Source organism: Aeromonas molluscorum 848 (assembly GCF_000388115.1).
Taxonomy (GTDB): domain Bacteria; phylum Pseudomonadota; class Gammaproteobacteria; order Enterobacterales; family Aeromonadaceae; genus Aeromonas; species Aeromonas molluscorum.
The window spans coordinates 16,743-33,745 of sequence record NZ_AQGQ01000023.1; the positions used below are offsets into that span (position 1 = coordinate 16,743).

17 protein-coding genes and 1 pseudogene are annotated in these 17,003 nt (G+C 58.7%); 3 read left to right on the plus strand and 15 right to left on the minus strand.

Annotation, left to right across the window (positions count from 1 at the left end):
- Positions 1–35: 35 nt before the first annotated feature.
- From rplI to rpsF, 3 genes are read right to left on the minus strand one after another with little or no spacing between them, the layout of a single operon-like run.
- Entirely contained in the window at positions 36–482 is a 447-nt protein-coding gene (rplI, locus tag G113_RS05755; protein ID WP_005895375.1) for a 50S ribosomal protein L9, read from the minus strand.
- A gap of 49 nt (positions 483–531) precedes the next feature.
- The gene (gene rpsR, locus G113_RS05760; protein ID WP_005313392.1) at positions 532–762 is read right to left on the minus strand and encodes a 30S ribosomal protein S18; all 231 of its coding nucleotides are present in this window, start codon (positions 760–762) and stop codon (positions 532–534) included.
- 32 nt (positions 763–794) lie between these two features.
- Complete coding sequence (rpsF, locus tag G113_RS05765; RefSeq protein WP_005895384.1) at positions 795–1,181, minus strand: 30S ribosomal protein S6; 387 nt, start codon at positions 1,179–1,181, stop codon at positions 795–797.
- Positions 1,182–1,480: 299 nt separating this feature from the next.
- Between rpsF and G113_RS05770 the strand changes: the two genes are divergently transcribed.
- Both G113_RS05770 and G113_RS05775 read left to right on the plus strand, forming a co-directional pair.
- Positions 1,481–2,719: an Nramp family divalent metal transporter gene (locus G113_RS05770; protein WP_152435963.1), complete on the plus strand. Its 1,239-nt coding sequence runs from the start codon at positions 1,481–1,483 to the stop codon at positions 2,717–2,719.
- An 86-nt stretch (positions 2,720–2,805) separates the two neighbouring features.
- Positions 2,806–3,654 carry an alanyl-tRNA editing protein gene (locus G113_RS05775; RefSeq protein ID WP_005895390.1) on the plus strand — a complete coding sequence of 283 codons (849 nt, stop codon included), beginning with the start codon at positions 2,806–2,808 and terminating at the stop codon, positions 3,652–3,654.
- Positions 3,655–3,699: 45 nt separating this feature from the next.
- On the opposite strand, the gene G113_RS05780 is transcribed toward G113_RS05775, so the two are convergent.
- The 6 genes from G113_RS05780 to rnr form a co-directional block, all read right to left on the minus strand.
- Positions 3,700–4,536, minus strand: a complete 837-nt coding sequence (locus G113_RS05780) for a DMT family transporter (RefSeq protein ID WP_005895393.1) — start codon at positions 4,534–4,536, stop codon at positions 3,700–3,702.
- A 133-nt stretch (positions 4,537–4,669) separates the two neighbouring features.
- Positions 4,670–5,530: a DMT family transporter gene (locus G113_RS05785; RefSeq protein ID WP_005895395.1), complete on the minus strand. Its 861-nt coding sequence runs from the start codon at positions 5,528–5,530 to the stop codon at positions 4,670–4,672.
- 254 nt (positions 5,531–5,784) lie between these two features.
- Positions 5,785–6,234 (minus strand): GNAT family N-acetyltransferase, encoded by a 450-nt coding sequence (locus G113_RS05790; RefSeq protein WP_005895399.1) that lies wholly within the window; start codon positions 6,232–6,234, stop codon positions 5,785–5,787.
- 109 nt (positions 6,235–6,343) lie between these two features.
- A complete protein-coding gene (locus G113_RS05795) occupies positions 6,344–6,901 on the minus strand; it encodes a Crp/Fnr family transcriptional regulator (RefSeq protein ID WP_005895402.1) in 558 nt (185 codons plus the stop codon).
- Between the two features lie 9 nt (positions 6,902–6,910).
- Positions 6,911–7,660: a 23S rRNA (guanosine(2251)-2'-O)-methyltransferase RlmB gene (rlmB, locus tag G113_RS05800; protein ID WP_005895405.1), complete on the minus strand. Its 750-nt coding sequence runs from the start codon at positions 7,658–7,660 to the stop codon at positions 6,911–6,913.
- Positions 7,657–10,035: a ribonuclease R gene (rnr, locus tag G113_RS05805; RefSeq protein WP_005895407.1), complete on the minus strand. Its 2,379-nt coding sequence runs from the start codon at positions 10,033–10,035 to the stop codon at positions 7,657–7,659. Before rnr ends, rlmB begins: the two co-directional genes overlap by 4 nt.
- 134 nt (positions 10,036–10,169) lie before the next feature.
- Between rnr and G113_RS05810 the strand changes: the two genes are divergently transcribed.
- Positions 10,170–11,192 carry a GGDEF domain-containing protein gene (locus G113_RS05810; RefSeq protein WP_005895409.1) on the plus strand — a complete coding sequence of 341 codons (1,023 nt, stop codon included), beginning with the start codon at positions 10,170–10,172 and terminating at the stop codon, positions 11,190–11,192.
- A gap of 76 nt (positions 11,193–11,268) precedes the next feature.
- Here the strand turns inward: G113_RS05810 and luxS are convergent, their stop codons facing one another.
- From luxS to G113_RS05840, 6 genes and pseudogenes are all read right to left on the minus strand, one after another.
- Positions 11,269–11,778 (minus strand): S-ribosylhomocysteine lyase, encoded by a 510-nt coding sequence (luxS, locus tag G113_RS05815; RefSeq protein ID WP_005895411.1) that lies wholly within the window; start codon positions 11,776–11,778, stop codon positions 11,269–11,271.
- An 18-nt stretch (positions 11,779–11,796) separates the two neighbouring features.
- On the minus strand, positions 11,797–12,393 hold the full coding sequence (locus tag G113_RS05820) for a transglycosylase SLT domain-containing protein (RefSeq protein ID WP_005895414.1): 597 nt from the start codon (positions 12,391–12,393) through the stop codon (positions 11,797–11,799).
- Positions 12,393–12,731, minus strand: a complete 339-nt coding sequence (gene glnB, locus G113_RS05825) for a nitrogen regulatory protein P-II (RefSeq protein ID WP_005895417.1) — start codon at positions 12,729–12,731, stop codon at positions 12,393–12,395. Before glnB ends, G113_RS05820 begins: the two co-directional genes overlap by 1 nt.
- A gap of 9 nt (positions 12,732–12,740) precedes the next feature.
- A complete protein-coding gene (locus G113_RS05830) occupies positions 12,741–14,363 on the minus strand; it encodes an NAD+ synthase (RefSeq protein ID WP_005895419.1) in 1,623 nt (540 codons plus the stop codon).
- 85 nt (positions 14,364–14,448) lie between these two features.
- Positions 14,449–16,536: a prepilin-type N-terminal cleavage/methylation domain-containing protein gene (locus G113_RS05835; protein WP_005895423.1), complete on the minus strand. Its 2,088-nt coding sequence runs from the start codon at positions 16,534–16,536 to the stop codon at positions 14,449–14,451.
- 11 nt (positions 16,537–16,547) lie between these two features.
- Positions 16,548–17,003, minus strand: a pseudogene (locus G113_RS05840) (hypothetical protein); the annotation flags it as partial.

Genomic DNA, 17,003 nt, shown 5'->3' on the forward strand with positions numbered 1-17,003 from the left:
AGGCGCGGGTTTTTTTCTGCAAAAGCGAATCGCTATTACAGAGCAACAACCTGGATCTGTACGGTTGCTTTGACGTCAGCGTGCAGCTGAACAACAACTTCGTACTCGCCGGTGTTACGCAGAACGTTGCCCATACGGACTTCGCTCTTGGCAACAGCAACGCCGGCAGCAGTGATGGCATCAGCCACGTCACGGGTACCGATGGAACCGAACAGCTTGCCTTCGTCGCCAGCTTTGGAGGCGATAACAACAGCAGCCAGTTCACCCAGCTTGGCAGCGCGCTCTTCAGCGGCAGCTTTACCGGCAGCCAGTTTGGCTTCCAGTTCAGCACGGCGAGCATCGAAGGTCTCGATGTTGGCCTTGGTAGCCATAACGGCTTTGCCTTGCGGGATCAGATAGTTACGGGCGTAGCCAGCTTTAACGTTGACTTGATCACCCAGACCGCCCAGTTTGGCGATTTTGTCGAGCAGAATAACTTGCATTACCTTTCCTCTATGAGAGTTGAGTTAGGCTTAAGTGCCGGACCGATTCTTACTTGTTGTGCAGATCGGTGTACGGCAGCAGAGCCAGGTAACGAGCACGCTTGATGGCGCGTGCCAGCTGACGCTGATACTTGGCGCGAGTACCGGTGATACGGCTCGGTACGATCTTGCCAGATTCAGTGACGTAGTTTTTCAGAGTAACGATATCTTTGTAGTCGATCTCGGTAACGTTCTCGGCAGTGAAGCGGCAGAACTTACGACGACGGAAATAACGTGCCATGGCCTTTATCCTCTATGTCAGTGATCTAAGAATTACTCTTCGGAAGAAGCTTCAGTCGCTTCTTCGCGGCGCTCGTCGTCACGACGTGGGAAGCGCTCTTCTTTGGCCTTGGCCATCGGAGAAACTTCAGTCACGGCGTGCTTGGTGCGCATGATCATGTTGCGGATAACGGCATCGTTGAAGCGGAAGTTGGTTTCCAGTTCATCGATAACGGCTTGCTCTGCTTCTACGTTCAGCAGAACGTAGTGGGCTTTGTGCAGCTTGTCGATCGGGTAAGCCAGTTGACGGCGGCCCCAATCTTCCAGGCGGTGAATAGTGCCGCCGGCAGTGGTGATGGCGCCAGTGTAACGCTCGATCATGCCGGGGACTTGCTCGCTCTGGTCCGGATGAACCATGAAGACGATTTCGTAATGACGCATTTTAGCTCCTTACGGATTAATTCAGCCTCCGCCCAGGTGCAGCCAGACCTCGGAGGCAAGGAACGTATGGTGTTTAGACGCTGCTTTCATAGGGCGGCGTATTGTACGAAATCGACACACCGACTGCAACTGGCGGTTGTGATTTTGACAACCGATTCTCTCTGTTCCCGTCTCCCGCTGTCCAAACCACAGGAATGGCCCACGCTAGCCAAGCAGGTAGCGGCTCTCTCCTATCAATCCCATCCAAAAACCCAATTGATAATAGTTATCAATTGCAGCTATGCTAGGGCTATATCCTTATGGAGGGTGCCGTTATGCAACCCGCAGCCAGTGCCATCATGACCTCGCGCAAACTCAAGCTCAGTCTGTTGGGCCCCGCCTTTATCGCCGCCATTGGCTATATAGATCCGGGCAACTTCGCCACCAATATCCAGGCGGGCTCCACCTTCGGCTATCAGCTGCTGTGGGTGGTGGTGTGGGCGAATCTGATGGCCATGCTGGTGCAGACTCTCTCCGCCAAGCTCGGCATAGTCACCGGCAAGAACCTGGCGGAGCACATACGCGACAGGCTGCCCAGGCCAGCGGTATGGGCTTATTGGGTGCAGGCCGAGATCATCGCCATGGCGACCGATCTGGCCGAGTTCATCGGGGCGGCAGTTGGCTTCAAGCTGCTGCTCGGCGTGACCCTGATGGAAGGGGCCGGTATGACGGCGGTGATCACCTGGGGCATTCTCATGTTGCAGAGTCGCGGCCAGAAACCCTTGGAATTCGTGATCGGCGGCCTGTTGCTGTTCGTGGCTGCCGCCTATCTGGTCGAGCTGATGATCTCCCGCCCCCATCTGCCCAGCCTGCTGGAAGGCGCCCTCTTCCCCGGTCTGCCCAACAGCGAGGCTGTCTACCTGGCAGCCGGCATTCTGGGGGCGACCGTCATGCCCCATGTGATTTATCTGCACTCTGCACTGACCCAGCACGGCGAGGGGCAAGGCTCGGTCGAGCAACGCCTGCACAGCACCCGGGTCGATGTGGCCATTGCCATGACGATCGCCGGTTTCGTTAACCTGGCCATGGTGGCCATGGCGGCGGCCGCTTTCCATGCCACGGGTAACCAGCAAGTAGCAGAGCTGGAATCTGCCTACCAGACACTGACCCCCTTGCTGGGTCAGGGAGCGGCAACCCTGTTTGGTCTCTCGCTGGTTGCCTCCGGCATCTCCTCTACCGTGGTGGGGACCCTGGCGGGCCAAGTCGTAATGCAAGGCTTCGTGCGTTTTACTATTCCGCTCTGGCTGCGTCGCCTCATCACCATGACCCCGGCCTTTATCGTGATCGCCATGGGTCTCAATACCACTGAAGTCCTGGTGCTGAGCCAGGTGATCCTGAGTTTTGGCATAGCACTGGCACTGATTCCGCTGTTGATGCTGACCGGGGAGCGGGCCCTGATGGGGAGGTATCGCAATCACCCTCTCACCCAGGCACTCGGGAGACTCATCGTCACAGTGGTGATCGGTCTCAATGCCTACCTGCTGGTCTCCCTGCTCTGATCTCCCGCAGGCTCATTAACCCAAGTTAATGAGCCTGCGCTCCCTTTGCGTTATCCTGCCCTTCAGTCCCATTGCAGGAGTTCCCCATGCAACATACCCGCGCCAGCTTCGTGCTGGATCATCACCACGAGCTTGCTCAGGTGGTCTATTGCCAAGTCGGTGAACCGACCCTGCTGGTGACCGACCTCACCCCCTTTCATCCGCAAAGCCACCTCTGGCCCGATCAACCCGGGGACGTGGGCACTGTGTATTGGGAGGGAGTCGAAGCAGCCGCAGGCCCATGCCGCATGGGAGCCATCAGTCCTGCGGGCGAACTGTTCGTGGACACCGACATTCCGGTCAAGCGGGGCGCCGAAGGCTGGGCCTTCGTGGTGGTGCATCCTCTGGTGGGCATGCACTCTCTGGCAGTGGGCTCACGGGTTGAGCTGAAGGTGGATGCCGCTGCCCGCCACTCCTTAAGCCTGGGCCACAGCGGCTGCCATCTGGCGGCGCTGGCCCTCAACCGGGTGCTGACCTCCTACTGGCGCAAAGAGGTGAGCGAGCGCGATGCGCTGGATCAACCCGACTTTGACCGCCTCGCCATCCAGACCTCGCGGGTCGAGCCCAATGGCTCCCGGGAGCAGTACCGCATCGGCAAGAGCCTGCGCAAGAAGGGGGTCAACGGCGAGACCCTGCTGGCGGAGCTGGCGCAGATAGAAGAGAGGATCAACCGGCAGTTGGCCGACTGGCTGGCGGCTGGCGGCGAGATCCGCCGCAGCCGGGTCGGCGAGGCCATCATAGATTCGCGCTACTGGCACTGCATGCTTGAAGGTAAAGAGGTCACCATCCCCTGCGGCGGCACCCATGTGACCAAGCTGGCCGAACTGGGCCAGGTGCGGGTGCAGCTCGCCCCCTGCGAAGAGGGCTTTACCCTGATCACCCGGGTCACCCCTTAAGCCAACAGTCAGGCCGGTAGCATACCGGCCTGACATCGTCACAAATCAGCCGAGGCGGATCAACAGGATACCGCAGAGGATCACCAAGGCGGCGCACAGTCGTACCCGCCCCAGTTTCTCCCCCAGCCAGCACCAGGAGAGCAGCACGGCAAACAGCACGCTGCTCTCGCGCAGGGCCGCCACCAGCCCGATAGGCGCCTGGGTCATGGTCCAGATGACGATGCCGTAGGCAAGCAGGGAGAGGGCGCCGCCGAGCGCGCCGGTGCGCCATGCCGCGAGATCGAGCGCGCGCCAGGCGGTGCGACTCTGCCAGCGCATCAGCAGCGGCATCATCAAGGCCGTCAGGGCAAACAGCCAGAGGGTGTAGCGCACCGGTTCTCCGGCCGAGCGGGCACCAGCCCCGTCGGAGAGGCTATAGGCGGCGGTAAACAGTGCCGTGATCAGCACGGCACGCAAGGCCCCGGATGCCAGTCTGACACCACCGCGCCATGCCATCGGCAGCACCCCACTTACCAGCACCAGAGCCCCCATCACCGCCACCCCACCGGGCACCTCCCCCAGCAGCAGGGCGCCGAGCAAGAGGGTCACCAGAGGCGCACAGCCACGGGCCAAGGGATAGATCTGGCCGAACTCCCCCAGCCGGTAGGCACGACCGAGAAACAGGCAGTAGCCGCAATGCAGCAGGATGGAGAGCGCCAGCCAGGGATATTCGGCCGCCACCGGCCAGCCCACCAAGGGGAGAAAGGGGGCGGCAAACAGACCGGAGCAGAGGGAGACCAGCAGGACGCTGACGCGCCCCTCGGCCTGGCGCTTGGCCAGCGCATTCCAGAGGGCGTGCAGCAGCGCGGCCAGCAAGATGGCCGCAAAGAGGGTGGATGTCACGACGGGGTTCCTGTCACTATGAGCGAGGCAGGCTAGCCTATTTTTGGTGCCACAACCGGGATCGGCTTCATAAGCTGCTCATATGACAAACCGGCCAGCAGCCGGTTTGTCATTGGGAGGAAAACAAAGTGCGCTAGCGCAGGCGACGCTGCCAATGGATGGCCAGCAAGATTAAGCCCACCCCGACCCAGAGGTTCCAGGCCGGGATTTCGCCAAACAGCCAGACCCCCAGCAGCACCACGAACATCAGCCCGGAATACTCGGTCGTCGCGATGCGGTTAGCCTCTACCTGCCGGTAGGCATAGATGCAGCTGGCATGGTAGAGCAGCTGCATCACGCCGCTGCCCCCGATCAGCGCCAGCAGCCGCCAATCCACCGGCTGCCACTGATTCACCGCCAGCCCCGCCGTCAGCGGCAGCGCCAGCAGGTTGGCCCAGAACAGGGTCGCCACCACAGAGATGCCCGCTGGCAGCTTGCGACCGGTGACATTGAACAAAGCCAGAGTAAAAGCCGTGACCAGCGCCCCCAGCCCGGCCAGATGGAAATCCCCCGGTTTGAGTACGAATACCACCCCAAGCAGACCCATGCCCCCCAGCAGCCAGACCCGGGAGTGGATCTTCTCCTTGAGCAGCCAGGCCGCCAGCGGCAGGGTCAACAGCGGAGACACATAGAAGATGGCGTTGGCCGTGGCCAACGGCAGCTGGGTCAGGGCCAGCATCATGCCCCCCCCGCCGATCAGACAGAGGTGGCCGCGCAGCAGGTGCCACTTCCAGGCACCCAGTCCCCAGGCCGCTCTTGGCACCCGCAGCATGAAGGGCAGCAGTACCAGCAGGGTCAGCAGCTGGCGCAGGAACATGTATTGGAAAGGGCTGAAGCCGGGGCCAATCAGCTTGACCAGCACATCGGAGAAGGCCTGGGCCAGGTTGCCCAGCACCAGGGTGATAATGGCAAAGGTTTGCAGATCGAGGGCGAAGTGCTTGCGGATCAGCTCCATCGCACCGCCCCATTCAAAAAAGCGGCAGTCATGAATCGGTGAAGCGGCAAAGCTTTCGGATCTTGTTCAGCATTTATCGCAAAATTTGCCACTTCAGGATGCCTCTGCCGAATATTGTCGATTAATCATTCAAAGAATACGGACTAAGTCCGAGAGAGGCATCCGTTTTCTTTACTACCTCAAGACATAATAATTTCATTGTTATGCCTAAAAGGCATTAGGCGCCCGACTGCACAACATGGACTCCCCTTCACTCAGGGTCGCACCATACCGATGTGCAGTATGTCATCTTCGAGATAAGTTTCCCCTTCGGGTCGATAGCCGTGACGGCTATAAAAACCCTGCAACCTCGCCTGGGCACCCAGGTAAATGGGCGCCTGGGGCCAGAGCCGCTCACACTCGGCGCTTGCCGTCTCCATCAACTGATGGCCCAGACCGCCACCACGGGCCTCTGGCGCCGTCACCACCCTACCTATCACTGCAAAGTCAGGCTTTACCACATTCGGGGCCAACAGGCGGGCATAGGCGACCAGCTCACCGTTCTGCCATCCCAGCAGGTGCAGTACGTCGCTGTGCTTGTCCAGCCCATCCAGATCGAGGAAGGGGCAGGTCTGCTCCACCACAAACACCCGGGAACGCAGTACCAGCAGATCGTAGAGTTCATGTAACGAGAGGGCGTCGAAGCCCTTGAGGGTCCAATCCATAGCTGACTCCTTGGGAAGAAGCCGCCAGCATAGCGTCCCGCCCCTGGCCTCGCATTAACCTTGGTTAACGGATGGGGGCGATTTTCATGCAGGCAAGCGCGAGAAGCCCTTAGCGGGATCTCAATCTTTTACGGATCCGGCTCAGACTGATGGGGGTAATACCGAGATACGCCGCCACCTGATGATCCGGCAGACGGGCATCCAGGGCGGGGAAATGGGTCAGGAAGTGCTGGTAGCGTGCCTCTGGGGTACCGGTCAGCAACAACAACTCCTTCTCCTCCTTGATGCGTAGCTGAACGGCGATCAGATGCTGGTACCAGATGGGCCAAAGCCTGTGCTGGCGCAAGCTGGTGAGGGGAAACACCAACAGGCGACAGGGCTCCAATGCCTCAACGCTGTACCGAGCCGGCTGGCCACTGAGCTGATGATGAAAATCGAGAAACTCATCCCCCTCCCAGTAGAACTCCTTGATGTATTCGCGGCCATCGTCTAGAGCAACCCGGGCTCGCAGTAGGCCTTGCTCTACCCGAACCAGCAGGTCCGGGCTATCCCCTGCCAACCACAGACACTCTCGCGGCGCCAGACGCTGCAAACGCGCAAAAGAGAGGAGGCCCTTGGCCTCCTGCTCATCTATATGGGGATCCCAGCTAAACAGGGGTCGTTCCATGGCGTTCACTCAGGCACGGCGCTGGCGCACCACTTCGAACAGGCAGACACCGGTGGCCACCGAGACGTTGAGGCTGGAAACGGCCCCGGCCATAGGGATGCTCACCAGCTCATCGCAATGCTCACGAGTCAGACGACGCATCCCCTTCCCCTCGGCGCCCATCACCAGCGCCATCGGACCGGTCAACTTGGCCTGATAGAGATCATGATCCGCCTCGCCGGCGGTGCCGACCAGCCAGACACCGCGCTGCTGCAATTCACGCAGGCTGCGGGCCAGGTTGGTGACCTGGATGAGCGGCACCACGTCGGCGGCGCCACAGGCGACCTTGCGCACCACCGAAGTCAGGCCAGTGGCCTTGTCCCGTGGCACTATCACCGCATGCACACCAGCCGCATCGGCGCTGCGCAAGCAGGCACCGAGGTTGTGGGGATCCGTCACACCGTCGAGCACCAGCAGGAAGGGTTGCGTCTTCTGCTGCTCAAGCTGGTCCAGCAGGCTGGCCAAATCATGCTCGGCCAGCTTGGGCGCCTCGATCACCTTGGCCATGATGCCCTGGTGATTGTTGCCCTCGGCTTTATCATCGAGCGTCTTGCGATTGACGCTCTGCACCTTGAGGCCCAGTGATTCCAGCTCATCCAACAGGGGCTGCAGCCTGTCGTCGTCACGGCCCTTGAGTGCCCACACTTCAATGAAACGCTCTGGCTCACGCTCGAGAAGGGCGGCCACGGCATGAATGCCATAAATCAGTTCACTGCTCATTTCGTGCTCTTGGCCTTGTCACGCGCCTTTTTACTCGGACGGCGGTTGTTGGGTTTAGCGGCCGTGGTCTTCAGAGGTTTCCCCTCCTGACGACGCTCGTGGCGACGGTTGCTTTTGGCCTTCTCGCTCTTGATCTCGGCCTGTTTGCGCGCCATCTCCTTGGCATTCTTGCCGGTCGCCTTGAGCGGCTCCTCCACCATGGTGAAGTCGATCTTGCGATCGTCCAGATTGACGGCCATTACCTTGACCCGAACCCGGTCACCCAGACGATAGCGACGACGGAAGTTCTCGCCGATCAGCTGCTGATGCATGGGGTCGAACTGGTAGTAGTCATTGTCGAGGGAGCTGATGTGCACCAGACCGTCGATGTGGATCTCCGCCAGACGGACGAAGAAGCCAAAGCCGGTGACGCTGGCGATAACACCGTCGAACTCGTCACCCACGTGATCCAGCATGTACTCGCACTTGAGCCAGTCGGCCACATCGCGGGTGGCATCATCGGCACGGCGCTCGGTCATGGAGCAGTGCTCGCCCATGGGATCCACTTCTGCCAACTGATAGTGATAACCGCCACTCGGGGTCCACTTGTTACGCTGGGCCGCCTGCTCCTTCGCCGCCTGGAACTTGATGGCGCGGTGCAGGATCAAGTCAGGATAACGACGAATTGGCGAGGTGAAGTGGGCATAGGACTTCAAGGCCAGGCCAAAGTGACCTATGTTGTCGGCCTGATAGACCGCCTGGCGCATGGAGCGCAGCAACATGGTGGAGAGCAACTCGGCATCCGGACGACCCTCGAATTGGGCAGCCAGTTCGGCGAAGTCTTTTGGCTCTGGTTCCAGACCGCCCTTGAGCTCCAGGCCCAGTTCGGCAAGGAAGCCACGGAAATTGGTCAGACGCTCTTCACCCGGACGATCATGTACCCGGAACAGGGCGGCAGCTTCATTCTTCTCGATATAGCGAGCCGCAGCCACGTTCGCCATGATCATGCACTCTTCGATGATCTTGTGAGCATCGTTGCGCACCAGCGGCACTATCCGATCTATCTTGCGCTGGGCGTTGAAGATGAAGCGGGTCTCTTCGCTCTCGAACTCCACGGCACCGCGCTGATGGCGGGCATGCTTGAGTGCCTTGTAGAGGTTGTTGAGCTCCTCGATATGGCCCACCAAGGGGTCATACTGATGACGCAGCTTGGCATCGCCATCCAGCATGGCCGCAACCTTGTTGTAGGTCAGGCGCGCATGGGAGTTCATCACGGCTTCATAGAACTTGTAGCCGGACATGCGGCCGCCGGAGGAGATGGTCATCTCACACACCATGCAGAGCCTGTCCACCTGCGGGTTCAGGGAGCAGAGACCGTTGGAGAGCACCTCAGGCAACATGGGCACCACGTACTCGGGGAAGTAAACGGAGTTGCCACGCTGATAGGCCTCGCCATCCAGCGCTGTTCCCGGGCGTACATAGGAGGATACGTCGGCAATGGCAACCCAGAGGCGCCAGCCGCCACTCTTCTTGGCTTGGCAGAAGACGGCGTCATCGAAGTCGCGGGCATCTTCCCCATCTATGGTCACCAACGGCAGGGCGCGCAGATCGATGCGACCCACTTTGGCCTCTTCCGGTACCTGCTCACCCAGACCTGCAATCTCCTTGGTCACTTCTTCAGGCCAAGTATGAGGGATGCCATGAGTGCGCAGGGCGATGTCGATTTCCATGCCGGGGGCCATGTTCTCACCCAGCACTTCCAGCACGGTGCCGACCGCATTGATGCGGGCAGTGGCGCGCTGGGTGACTCGCACCACGACGACCTGGCTCTGGCGAGCACCCTTGTTTTCCCCTTCAGGGATAACAATGTCCTGACCGATACGACTGTCGTCCGGCACCACGAAGCCCATGCCGTTCTCGACGAAGTAACGCCCGACGATGTCGGCCTCGCGAGCCTTGAGCAGTCGCACGACGCGCGCCTCCTGGCGGCCCTTGCGATCGATCTCGGTCGGTTGCACCAGCACGTAATCGCCGTGCATCAGCTTTTGCATCTCGCGGTTGTTCAGGAACAGATCCGATCCACCACCTTCAGGGCGCAGAAAACCGAATCCATCTTTATGGCCGAGCACATAGCCTTTCACCAGATTCAGACGATCCGGCAAGGCATAACATTGGTTGCGGGTGAAGACCAGTTGTCCATCACGCTCCATGGCGCGCAGACGACGGCGAAGGGCTTCCAACGGCTCTTCCTCAGTCAACTTGAGGACTGTGGCCAGCTCTTCGCGGGACATGGGTTTTTCATGACCGCGAATAAGCTCCAGCAGCATCTCGCGGCTGGCGATGGGATTCTCGTATTTCTCGGCCTCTCGTTGGAGGAAAGGATCTTTTTGAGACATAAGCAGGCCTTAGAATAAGTAATGACTCGGCTAGTATATCGGAGGGGGGAGCTAATGGCATCCACCTGCTGCCTTTTACAACATCTCTCTGTCATACTGGACGCAATTTGCACGCCTGATAAGACATGGAACCCATGAGCAAGGATTCATTCGCCCAGTCCGCCGCCTACCTGAAGCAGGCGGTTCCTCTGATGATCAAGTATCAGATCCCCACCACCCCGGCTAACTATACCCTCTGGTACAGCTATGTGTCGGCTAGCATGCCCGAACTGAATCACGCAATCGATCAGGCCATCAAATTGCAGGGTACCTGCTCGCTGACGACCTGCGAGCGTCTGTTCCACCAGCATCTGGCGGCCCAGGACGAGCAACAGATCGAGACCATGAAGCTAAGCCTGGCGGCCATGGCCAGCGAACTTGGTCATACCATGCAAGACGCCCTGTCGGACACAGGCGCCTTTCAGACCATGCTGGATCGCAGCTTCGAACGACTGAGCCAGATCGATGATGAGGGGCTCAGCCTCGAGGATACCATGGGTATATTACGGGACCTGGTGCGCGAGTCTCGGGATGTCCGTATGTCGACCATGCACTTTCGCAGCCAGCTAAGCAATGCCGAGAAGGAGATCAAGGAGCTGAGGGAGATGCTCAACGAGACCCGAAAGCTCGCCAACGAGGATGCGCTGACTGGCCTGCTCAATCGCCGTGCCTTCGGTCTGGAGCTCGATAGCCTGATCCGCAGTCGCCACCCCTTCTCCTTGATCCTGGCCGACATAGACCGTTTCAAAAGCTTCAACGACGAATACGGCCACCTGCTTGGCGATCAAGTGTTGCGCGCCTTCAGCCAGCGCATGCGCGAATGCTGCCGGGATGGCGTCACCGCTTATCGCCTCGGTGGGGAGGAGTTCGCCCTGCTGCTACCCGGCCGCAATCTTTCTCTCAGCCGCCAGATGGCGGAGAGCCTGCGCCGCGCCATAGAGAAGATGTCGATTCTGGATCGCAAGTCTGGCAAGCGCATCGATCACATCACCTCCTCGTTCGGGGTGAGCGAGTTCAACAGCCAGGAGACGGGTGACACCCTGGTGGAACGTACCGACAAGCTGCTCTATAAGGCAAAAGAACTGGGTCGTAATCGGGTGATGCCGCTGGCTCTCTGAGTGCATCGCCTGTTTGTCCGCGACAAAAAAGAGGGGCCGCTATTCGCGGCCCCTCTCGTATTCGTGCTCCCGATATTTACAGAGACTTGAGCTGCTCTTCCGGCAAGGCAAGCGCATCGTTGTGGTTCACACCGACGCCACGGGCCAACACGTTGCGAGCAATATCCTGCGCCTCATCCAGAGAGTGCATGGCATAGGTGCCGCACTGATAGAGGTTCAGCTCGGGGATCTGTGACTGATCCTGCACCTTGACCACATCAGCCATGGCTGCCAGCCAGGCCTTGCCAACCCGGGCCTCATCCGGCGCGCCAATGAGGCTCATATAGAAGCCGGTGCGACAACCCATGGGGGAGATGTCGATGATCTCGACGCCGTCTCCGTTGAGGTGATCACGCATGAAGCCGGCAAAGAGATGCTCGAGCGTATGGATGCCACGCTCGGAGAGGATCTCCTGATTGGGCAGGCAGAAACGCAGATCGAATACGGTAATGGTGTCTTTGCTCGGGGTCTGCATTGTCTTGGCCACCCGCACAGCAGGGGCTTCCATACGGGTATGGTCGACGGTAAAACTGTCCAATAACGGCATGTCTGAACTCCTGATTAGTTACGAAAACCAGCCCCCGCTGGAGAGCTGATCCTTGCATTGTCTATACTGGGCACCGTAGCGCTGGGCACGGGCCTCTACCTTGCGGGAGACCTTCATCAGCCACCCCTTGCTGCGGTAGCTGCCACGGCGATAGCCACCCCAACCTTCGTGATAATTCAGATACTGGCCGTAGGCATCCCACTTGGAGGTGCCATTGAGCTTCTGAGCCTTGTTAGTGTACCAGCCCATAAAATCGATGGCGTCGGCAAAGTCATCGCGATCGCTCCAGCTGTTGCCGGTTTCCCGCTGATAATCATCCCAGGTGTCATCTTTCACCTGAGCATAGCCATAGGCTGAACTGGCCCGCCCCGTGGGGATAAAGAGGAAGTAGCCCATAGGGGGCTGGGCATCATGTACGAAGGAGGACTCCTGATACATCATGGCCATCACCACCTGCACCGGCGTGCCCCAGCGCTTCGACATGTCGAGGGCAGCCTCATGCCAATCGGGCTTCTCACGAAAGATCTGGCACAGATTTTCCGGCTGGGCCGGCGGCGAACTACTGCAGGCGGCGAGCCCCAACGACAGGCTCCCAAGCACGAGGCGCTTCCACATCAGATAGCGTCTTCGTTCTCTTCGCCGGTACGGATGCGGATCACTCGTTCAACCTCACATACGAAGATCTTGCCATCACCTATCTTGCCGGTGCGGGCCGTGTTCTGGATAGCCTCGATGCAGGCGTCCAGCTCCTCGTCTTGCACTATCAGCTCAACCTTGACCTTGGGCAGGAAATCCACCATGTATTCGGCACCGCGATAGAGCTCGGTATGACCTTTCTGGCGTCCGAAGCCTTTGACCTCGGAGACCGTCATGCCGTTGATGCCAATCTCGGCCAGGGCTTCCCGTACATCGTCCAGCTTGAATGGCTTGATGATGGCTTCAATCTTCTTCATGGTGACTCCTTACCAGTTCTGTTTGCCAAACCCCGATGTGATGGGGTAACGGCGATCCTTACCAAAATTACGGGGCGAGATACGTGGCCCCACCGCGGCCTGACGGCGCTTGTATTCGTTGATGTCCACCAACCGGATCACCTTGCGCACTACCGCCTCTTCAAAGCCCTCTGCCACCATGTCGGCGACCGAGGCATCTTGTTCCACATAGCGTTGCAAGATGGCGTCGAGGATCTCATAAGGGGGCAAGCTGTCTTGATCCACTTGATCAGGGGCCAGCTCAGCAGAAGGCGGCCTGTCAATGACCCGCTGCGGGATCACATAGTCGACGCTGTTGCGATATTCGCAGAGTTGGAACACCAGCGTCTTGGGTACATCCTTGAGCACATCGAAACCGCCAGCCATGTCACCATACAGGGTGGCATAGCCCACGGCCATCTCGCTCTTGTTGCCCGTGGTCAATACGATGCGACGTCGCTTGTTGGAGAGCGCCATCAAGAGCACCCCACGGCAGCGAGCCTGCAGGTTCTCTTCCGTCGTATCCCGGGCAGTCCCTTCAAACAGGGGGGCGAGCTGAGTCATGAAACCTTCGAACATGGGCTCGATGGAGATGATGTTGAATTCAACCCCCATGCGCTGCGCCTGTTCCTTGGCATCTTCCACGCTCATCTGGGCCGTGTAGCGGAACGGCATCATCACCGCCTGTACCTTGTCGTTGCCGATTGCATCGCCAGCGATGGCCAGGGTCAGCGCCGAATCGATACCGCCGGACAGGCCCAGCACCGCGCCCTGGAAGCCATTCTTGGTGACGTAATCACGCACCGCCAGCACCAGGGCCTGATAGACCTCTGCCAGGGGCGCCAGGGGCGCCGCAGGTTCGCGCTCCTTGCGGGGCTGACCATCGTCAAAATGAACCAGCGCCAGCTCCTCGGCAAAGGGGGCCAGCCTGTGGGTCAGCTCCCCATGGCCATTAAAGACCTTGGAGCAGCCGTCAAATACCAGCTCATCCTGACCGCATACCTGATTGAGATAGACCAGAGGCAGGCCAGTCTGGCCGCAGCGTTCCGTCATCAGCTCACGGCGGATCCAGGGCTTGTCCTTGTCATAGGGAGAGGCGTTGATGGTGAGCAGCAGTTCAGCCCCCGCCGCCTTGGCCGCCATGGACGGACCAGGTTGCCACAAGTCCTCGCAGATGAGCAGGCCCAATTGATGACCACGCAGCGTCACGACGCAGGTCTCATTGCCGGCGCTGAAGTAACGCTTCTCGTCAAACACGCCGTAATTGGGCAAGTCTTGCTTGAAGTAGCGGGCCAGCAGCTCGCCGTTATCGTACAGGGAGGCGGTGTTGTAGAGCTCACCATCCTGGCGCCAGGGGTGGCCCAACAATATGGCACAGGAGCCCTGCCATGATGCGATCCTGACCAAGGCGGCCTCGACCCGCATCATGAGATCGGCGCGCAACAAGAGATCTTCCGGCGGATAACCGGTCAGCGCCAGCTCGGAGCAGACCAGCAGATCGGCCCCCTCGCGCGAGGCTACGTTGGCGGCAGCCAGAATTTTGTCACAGTTATCTTCGATGGCGCCTACCGTCAGGTTTAACTGGGCGAGCATCAGGGAGAGAGCTTTTGCCATGGCGATGATTCTTTCAACCGAAATGATGGGGAATGATAAAGAAAAGGCGCTGGCTGTGCCAGCGCCTTGGGCCTTCCGGCAAACCTTAAGGAGAGCAGGTCAGGTTGGCGGCATTGGTCACACCGTTATCGACCAGCAGAGTACAAGGGCCGCTGATGACTTGACCACTGGCAGGAGGGGCCATGGGAATACTCAGCGAAGCCGGATTAAGCCTGAATGATCCAGAGTGAGAAAAACTCACCACCAAGGTGCTGTTTTGCGGCGCAGTACAGACATACATGGCCGTCTGATTATCGTTGCCTGGTTTGTCTATGTGACAACTGGCCCCCGTTGTCGGCGAGCTGATCGAAAGATTGTTGAAGACGTTCTTCTTGCAGGTGGTTGGAGAGGGGTCTTTATTACCTGTTTGTTCGAGACACTGCACTTTGCCGGTCACCGTCAGTGTCGGCTGCGCCACCACTGTACTATCGACTTTGATGGTCAACTCGGTACTGAGTGCCAAGCTCTGATCCCTGGCGGAGATGAGTGTTGCCGTCACCCCTGAATTGCCCTGATAAACGGTCGCCTTGACCTTCACACTCTGTAGTACCTGACTGCTGTCCTTGGTTGACTTTTTAGTCGTCAGATAGCCACGGCTATAACTGCCAAAGTAGTAGTTATTGAGATCGACTATGGTATCGACCGGCTCATTGCTGATGGTACCGTAGTCGGTCACCACTCCTGTTAGCTGACCACTGAGTGGCGTCATGGACCATTCCGCCAGCATGGTCAGGTTGATGTCCTGAAAAGGCACCTTGGCCAGATAGCCGGTGACACTGGTATCTATGCCGCTCAAATAGGCCGGATCGAGAATATCGACATAAATGCCGCGGGCGATCAGCTGCCGGGTACCGGTATTGACACTAATGTCAGTCGTCGTATCACCACCAGCCGCGGCATTGGTGGCAAGCCAGTCGCTAAATTCGCTGATGGTCGGAGCCGCTGCCGTCGGATTGGAGGTCCAGTTCAGGGTCTGCTTCTGCCAGTCAACATACGCCTTGACCACATATTTGATGTAATTCTCATAACTTATCTGATTGGCTGCAGCGGCAAGAAAATCCGAGGTAGTCACTATCACTTTGACCAGATTCCAATCTGGAATGGGGCGGTAATAACCATCCAGTCGCACAAAGCGGCAAGCATCGACGTAATTACCGCTGACCGCCACCACCAGAGCGCTGTTATAACGCTTGCGGCTGGTGTTAAGCGGGGCATAGTAGTTGGTAAACCCCGTCCCCGTTCCGTCGAAGTGATTCATGCAGCAACTGCCACACAATGCCGGCTGATTATTGCCACTGACGGTGCCACTTGGCTTGCTCTGCAGGGCGCCAATGTTCCAATAAAGCTGACCCGTTCCCGTCTTGTAAACTTGCCCCGGCAGATAGGCGCTAGCAGTAGAGCCATAGGTACAAGCACAGCTGACCGAGGTAATATCCTGCTGGATCTGCTGGGTGTTCCCCTGCCCGACAGGCTGGTAGGTCATGGTTTCAAATTGAACCTCCTTGCCTACCGCACTGTTCTTGGCACTGACGGTAGGGGATGGCTTACTGGTCTCCTGCTTGCTGCCATTGCCAAGATCTATCGAGATGACATCGGGGGCCACTCCGGGGGTATAGCTGATCTTGGGGCCTGCCCGAGTGGTATCCAGACCGCCAGTGATTTGACTGAGGGTCAGAGACTGAGACGGGGAGGCGTAGCCCACCAATGTGATATTGGGGGTCGCCCCTTCGCTGTTCGTCCAGCTGACCACAGCCCTGATCTCTTTGCGTCCAGGGTAATTCAATAGATAACCCGCCGGAGCGGTCGCTTGCCACGCGGAGGTGGCGCTATTCCAGTACTCATTGGCCACAGTCCATGCCAGCACATAATTGTCTCCTGACAGGCTTTTGGTTGCGGTCCCGCTCGCGATGGCGCTATAAGCGGTGAGGGGGGCAGTGGCCGTTACCAGGCTATTGAAGTTGCGAAACTCGTCCAGCTTTGATTCGGCAAGTCGCATGGCGATCTCATAACGCCGCCCATCCTGAGATGCCGTCAAAGCCGACTTGGACAAGGAGATCAACCCCACAACCCCCACCCCCAACACCACCAGGGTGACCAGGATCTCCAGCAGGCCAAATCCTTTTTGCCTTTTCATCCGCATATCCTCTACCAGTCGCGCCAGCTACCGGGTATCTGTTTAAGGGTCTGAAAGGCGGCCCCCGTTTTTATGTTGCTCAAGGCGGCCTCATCATACTTGGCATCATAGGTGCCGTTGGCCTTGCCCAGTTTGAAGTTGGCGGCAAGGGCACCATTGACGATGGCCCCACCATTTAATTTGATGTCTGTGGTTGCCGTGGCAGGATGGGAGGAGTAGGCAAAGATCAGGCCATAGAGCTGGTTATTACCGTTGATACTCAAGCTGCCATCCTTGACTATCAGCACCACAGGCGCGGACTGAGTACCAATATTGGATCCAGGGCTGCAATCGCCCTTGACGATGATGAGTCCAGTGGAGGTTGGCCCCAGGCTGCTGCAATTGTTGACTATCTGACTGGCCCTTGACTCTATATTGGCCCAACCTGCGGCATCATCATTTTCATTGAACAAATACCACACCAGATC